The 4,368-nt window shown below is 64.6% G+C and carries 6 protein-coding genes and 1 pseudogene; 6 read left to right on the top strand and 1 reads right to left on the bottom strand.

Features of this window, described 5'->3' with window-relative positions; translation table 11 throughout:
* A pseudogene (locus EOD15_RS29485) lies at positions 1-290 on the top strand (hypothetical protein); the annotation flags it as partial.
* 272 nt (positions 291-562) lie between these two features.
* Positions 563-727, top strand: coding sequence for a DUF3309 family protein (locus EOD15_RS29480; RefSeq protein ID WP_127268780.1), 165 nt, complete (start codon positions 563-565; stop codon positions 725-727).
* A gap of 334 nt (positions 728-1,061) precedes the next feature.
* Here the strand turns inward: EOD15_RS29480 and EOD15_RS29475 are convergent, their stop codons facing one another.
* Positions 1,062-1,319, bottom strand: a complete 258-nt coding sequence (locus EOD15_RS29475; protein ID WP_127268781.1) for a hypothetical protein — start codon at positions 1,317-1,319, stop codon at positions 1,062-1,064.
* Between the two features lie 84 nt (positions 1,320-1,403).
* On the opposite strand from EOD15_RS29475, the gene EOD15_RS29470 reads away from it, so the two are divergent.
* From EOD15_RS29470 to EOD15_RS29455, 4 genes are all read left to right on the top strand, one after another.
* Entirely contained in the window at positions 1,404-1,673 is a 270-nt protein-coding gene (locus tag EOD15_RS29470) for a DUF982 domain-containing protein (protein ID WP_027035091.1), read from the top strand.
* A 227-nt stretch (positions 1,674-1,900) separates the two neighbouring features.
* Complete coding sequence (locus EOD15_RS29465) at positions 1,901-2,626, top strand: GntR family transcriptional regulator (RefSeq protein ID WP_127322871.1); 726 nt, start codon at positions 1,901-1,903, stop codon at positions 2,624-2,626.
* Between the two features lie 3 nt (positions 2,627-2,629).
* Positions 2,630-3,670, top strand: coding sequence for an ADP-ribosylglycohydrolase family protein (locus EOD15_RS29460; protein WP_127409085.1), 1,041 nt, complete (start codon positions 2,630-2,632; stop codon positions 3,668-3,670).
* Positions 3,667-4,368 (top strand): PfkB family carbohydrate kinase (locus EOD15_RS29455; protein ID WP_127409084.1); only part of this gene is annotated, 702 nt, incomplete at its 3' end. The genes EOD15_RS29460 and EOD15_RS29455, both read left to right, overlap by 4 nt.

Below are 4,368 nucleotides of genomic sequence, written 5' to 3'. Positions count from 1 at the left end.
ATGTTGGAGGATCTGGCGGCATTGCTGCCGGCCTCAGCGCCAATGTGGGCGGGACGAGCGGCGTCGGCGTCGGCGTCGGCGTGGGTATTGGGGGCGGCATCAATCCGTCGAACCCGAGCAATCCGTCCAATCCGTCAAACCCCAGCAGGCCGAGCCTGCCGGGTGTCGTGGCCCAGATGTCGGATAGCAACGTGGCGCGAATGAAGAAGCGCTGCGTCGACGTGCTCGGCAGCGAAGGCGCTTACGACCGCGACCTCCGGCAACTCTGCCTCCTGATCGCGCGCCGCTGATGCTGGAGGTGCCGGGACTGGAGGTGCCGAACCGGCCCTGAGGCCCGGCCGCATGTTCCTGGCCTCCGGCTGGTCGGAAGGCCCGCCACACTGGCGGGCTTTCCGCGTTCATTGGCGTGCCGGTATCAAAGTTCTGGCTTCCATCACGTTGGATGGCCGTTTCCGTTGCCACGATCGCACGGAACGGTAGAGCCTTGGGAACGTTCTCGTCCTCGAACATCGCGGCCGCGATGTTCGACCCAATGCGTCAGCGCTAACGGGAGCTGAAAGCCATGAGCCTTGGAACCATACTGATCATCATTCTTATCCTTGCCCTGCTTGGCGGCTTCAGCGGCCTCGGCGGAGGTCCTTTTTATGGCGCCGGCTACTATGGCGGCGGCGGCCTCGGGCTCGTGCTGCTCATCGTCATCGTGCTTGTCGTGCTCGGGCGCATCTAGCCTGGCCCGCCCGGTTGTCGCCGACAGATCGCAATCTCGTGAGCGCCCCCAATGTCGGCGCGCACCGGATTGTGATGCAGGCAAGCCGGCTTGTGATCCTGCACTCTGCAAAAATTTCGTATGGTCATTGCGGTCCACACCCCCCCCGTGGAAACAAGAGGAGAGGGTCCCACCCCTTGTCCTCCTCCAAGGCCCGCTCCGGTTCACCGTGGCGGGCTTTTGCTTGATGGGCGAGGGAACCGGCTTGCATCAAGCTTCAAGGAAAGGCGGGTGTTTTCTGAGAAGTCTCCGTTCTGGCTGCGGCATTGAGCGCAGGCCGGATCCTGACGCCAGATTACTCCATGTCAGGTACGTCGCCGCTGACGAAGAGCGTGTTCGGCGGGCCGTATTCGCCTAGCGTCGGATCGGCCTCACGGCTCCAGGCGATGACGCCGGCATGCTTTGCCGCCAGAGCCTTGGCGGTGCGTATAGCGCGGTCTTCGCTTTGCTGGTCGGCGGGTCCAAAGGCTGGGAACAGCTCGCCATCCTCACCGCGATCGAAGGCGACCACGACGATCAGCCTGGGATTTTTCTGGCCACTGGAATCGGACATCTTGCACCTTTAGCGCGGAACCTATCACATTGCTCGGGGTTGAAGGCCGCGAATCGATGAATGCCGACTTTGGGGAGTGGCATCGTGCAAGATCAGCGTTTCGATGAGCCGGTCAGGATTGCGCTCGGCCGATCGCGAAACTCGATCTTCAACGTGGAGCGGGTCGCTCAGGCTGCAGACATCCTGCTGAACCGCTGGCCGGTTGCGACCGGGCAAAAGCATATGGTTGCCCGCAAGGTCTGTCTGGCCGTGCTCGAGGGAAAGAAAGAAGTCTCGGCGGCAAGGGCAGCGTTCATCAACGCGGCGATCGAGGCGGACATCCTCGTCGAACCGCGTGAGGTGTCGATCCCGTAGCCTGCCCCGGTGAAATTGAATCAGGATCTGGCTCCATCCCCTTGGATGTGTGCCTCTTTTGGCGATGGCCGACCGGCTTTTCGGGGCTATTGACCTGCCTCTCGGCACGCCCTGCACGGTTATTCCGCCCATTCCGCTGCCTTTCGGTCAGTCTTCAGCATCCGTTGACAAGGCATCCGGGCCTCTGTATTGAACAGGATTATACAGGTTCATTGAACAGGTCCCTTATGAAACGGCGCGCGGTTCAACTGTCTCCCGGCACGGGCAAGCCCGAGCAGATCGCCACCGTCCTCGAACATGAGATCCGCTCCGGCGTTCTCGGCTTCGGCGACCGCCTTCAAAGCGAGAACGAACTCGTCCAGCGCTTTTCCGTGAGCCGCAATACGGTCCGCAAGGGCCTCGAGGAACTGTCGAGCCGCGGGCTGATCACGACCAGGGTCGGTATCGGCTCGTTCGTCACCTTCGACGGCAAGCCGGTCGACGACGCGATCGGCTGGTCGCGGGCGCTGGCCGATGCCGGCGCCAATGCCGAGACGCGGACGCTGCGGCTGGAGGTCATCGAAGACCCCGATCTGGCTGCGCTGCTTGGTATCGAAAGCCCGTTCTTCATTGCCGTTGACCGGGTGCGCACCAACGCCAGCGACGGCCATGCGATCTCCATCGAGCGCAGCCGGCTGCCATTGTCCTCCGAGCTTGAGGACGTACCGTTGCGCGGACTGCGCGAGGGCTCGCTGCACCAGACGCTGCGCGCCGCCGGCCTCATTCCCGACCATGGCGAGGAATGGGTCGAGATCGAGATGCTCAATGCCGAGGATGCGGCCATCCTCGGTTGCCCACAAGGCACGCCCTTCCTGCGCGGGCGCCGGTTGACGCGTGCGGCTGACGATCGGCCGATCGAGTATGTCACCAGCCTGCTCAATCCGGCACATTTTGCGCTGCATATGAGGTTCTGAGCGATGTCGGATGCAACCAGCAAGACCATCGATCGCGCCATGGGCGCGCTTGTCGGCGGAGCGCTGGGAGACGCGCTCGGCATGCCGACGCAGCTTTTGTCGCCGGCTCGCATTGCCGAACTCTACGGCCATGTAGAGGATTTCATCGAGCCTTTCGCCGATCATCCGGTGTCGAAGGGCCTGGCCGCCGGAACCATCACCGACGATACCGAACAGGCGCTGCTGCTCGGCCGCATCCTGGTCGAATCCGGCGACCGTTTCGACCACGCGCGCTGGGTCAATGCGCTGCTCGACTGGGAGCGCGAGGTCAAGGCGCGCGGCAGCTATGATCTTTTGGGGCCGTCGACCAAGCGTGCCATCGATGCCATCAACAATGGCGTACCGGCCGAGGAAGCGGGACGCAGCGGCGACACCAATGGCGCGGCCATGCGTATCGCGCCTGTCGGAATCATGATGCCGCTTGAACCGTTGGAGACGTTCGTCGGCAAGGTGGCGGAGACTTGCCGGGCGACGCACAACACCTCGATCGCCATAGCCTCGGCCGCAGCCGTCGCAGCCGCCGTCAGCCGCGGCGTCGCCGGCGGCGGTTGGCGCGATGCTTCGGCCAGCGCGGTCGCGGCGGCGAGGCGAGGGGCGACGCTCGGACATTGGGTCACCGGCGGCGACATCGCCGCGCGTATCGTCTGGGCGCAGGACATCGTGCGTGGCAAGGCGATGCGGGATGCGCTCCGGCTGATCACCGATCTGGTCGGCACCGGCGTCGCCAGCCAGGAATCCGTTCCGGCTGCCTTCGCCGTGCTGGAAGTCGCCCGTGGCGACCCCTGGCAAGCAGCCATCATCAGCGCCAATCTCGGCGGCGACACCGATACGATCGGCGCCATCGCTGCCGGCATGGCCGGCGCCTGCACCGGCTTTTCCCGATTGCCGCAAGAGTACATCCTCCGGCTTGTCGGCATCGACTTGTCAGAGGTTGGCGCGCTCGCCGCCGACCTTGTCGCGGCAAGGGCGGCGAAAGCCGGTTCCAGCAAGGACGCGGCGGCGTGAGCGGCCGTCTCGTCCATATCGGCAGTGCCGTGGTCGATTATGTCTACCGCATCGACGCTTTGCCGGCGCCCGGCATGGAAAAGACGGCATCGAGCTTCGCCCAGGTCGCCGGCGGCGGCTTCAACATGATGGTGGCGGCCAGCCGCACCGGCATGCAGGTGGTGTTCGGCGGCCAGCTCGGCAGTGGGCCGAATGGCGACTTCCTGCGCGCCGCCTTCATGGCCGAGAACATCGCGACACTGACGCCGCCATCGCCCTTGATGGACAGTGGCAATTGCGTCGCCATGATCTCCAGCGACGCCGAACGCACCTTCGTGTCATGGCCAGGTGCGGAGAGCGTACTCAGCCTCGATATGATGGCGCCCGTCGCGGTGGCGCCGGGAGACTGGGTGTTCACCTCCGGCTATACGCTGAGCTACCCCAAGAGCCGCGATGCGCTCACCGACTGGATCGAGGCGCTGCCGGCGAATATTCCCTTCGTCTTCGATCCGACGCCGGTCATCTCGGACATTCCACGCTCCATCCTGTCGCGGGTGCTTGCCCGCACCACATGGCTGAGCTGCAACACGAGGGAGGCGGCCGAGATTGCCGGCCCGGGCGATGTCGAGGGTCTCGCGGCGCGACTTCTGGGCGACCATTGCCCGCAGGCTGCTGGCGTGATCATCCGCTCCGGAGCAAAGGGTTGCCACGTACGGTTG

Origin of the sequence: Mesorhizobium sp. M7A.T.Ca.US.000.02.2.1, assembly GCF_003996995.1 — a bacterium.
GTDB lineage: Bacteria > Pseudomonadota > Alphaproteobacteria > Rhizobiales > Rhizobiaceae > Mesorhizobium.
This window is presented reverse-complemented; position numbering and strand designations above follow the sequence as displayed.

Coding starts and splice junctions, on each gene's coding strand:
- EOD15_RS29460 (WP_127409085.1), top strand. CDS start 2,630: ATGTCGGATGCAACCAGCAAGACCATCGATCGCGCCATGGGCGCGCTT.
- EOD15_RS29475 (WP_127268781.1), bottom strand. CDS start 1,319: ATGTCCGATTCCAGTGGCCAGAAAAATCCCAGGCTGATCGTCGTGGTC.
- EOD15_RS29480 (WP_127268780.1), top strand. CDS start 563: ATGAGCCTTGGAACCATACTGATCATCATTCTTATCCTTGCCCTGCTT.
- EOD15_RS29465 (WP_127322871.1), top strand. CDS start 1,901: ATGAAACGGCGCGCGGTTCAACTGTCTCCCGGCACGGGCAAGCCCGAG.